Below are 685 nucleotides of genomic sequence, written 5' to 3'. Positions count from 1 at the left end.
CGCTAGTCCTTGATATCCCAATGTAGTATCTAATTGGCTCAATAATGCTTGACTTAATGAAGTATTTTTATGCCTTATTAAGTTTACTTCTTTTGTAAATTCATTAATCTTTTTCGTACACGTGTTATCGTTATTTGTATAATTTCGCTTATTCTCTACGTAAAATGATATGACTTCTTTAATAAACAAGTTGCTGCTTATATTCCTTTGTTTTACTTTGCGTTTAATTTTCTCATTTAATTCACAATCTATGGTAAGGCGTTTACACATTTTTTTGCCATAAATTGCACCGTTTACAGTTCAAATCTTATTTTTAGCAAAGTTCATTATTTCTCTATCAGTTCTACTATTCAGGTAATTGTTTAAACTATTAATATCTGTACCTAAACTAAAATTATCTGCTAATAGTAACCTTAATAATACTTCAATTGTTTGTAATTGACTATCTGATGAGCTATTGCTGTCTAACGAATTTTCTAGATTGTCTAATTTATCATTTATGCGCTTAAAATCTTTATTGAAGTTTTCGTTAGTTAATCTCTTTCTTTTTTTAATGATTTCGCTTAAGGTTTCTTTGTCTAGTGAATAATCCTCTGCAAATAAGTATCGCCCTCTTTCAGGTAGGCTTGATCCAATAGCGTATAATACAATCTTTCTTTTAGGAATATCGTCATTTATATTATAT

General features: G+C 28.3%; 2 protein-coding genes. Both read right to left on the bottom strand.

Annotated elements, in window-relative coordinates:
- A partial coding sequence (locus EII32_RS12625) for a hypothetical protein (protein WP_233582400.1) occupies nt 1-270 on the bottom strand: 270 nt, incomplete at its 3' end.
- Between the two features lie 30 nt (nt 271-300).
- Nucleotides 301-685, bottom strand: a 385-nt coding sequence (locus tag EII32_RS12280) for a hypothetical protein (RefSeq protein WP_158611192.1), incomplete at its 5' end; no start/stop codon positions are given.

Source organism: Prevotella sp. OH937_COT-195 (assembly GCF_003932845.1).
Lineage (GTDB): Bacteria > Bacteroidota > Bacteroidia > Bacteroidales > Bacteroidaceae > Prevotella.
Note: the sequence above shows the minus strand (reverse complement) of the source record. Positions and strands in the feature narration are given on the sequence as shown.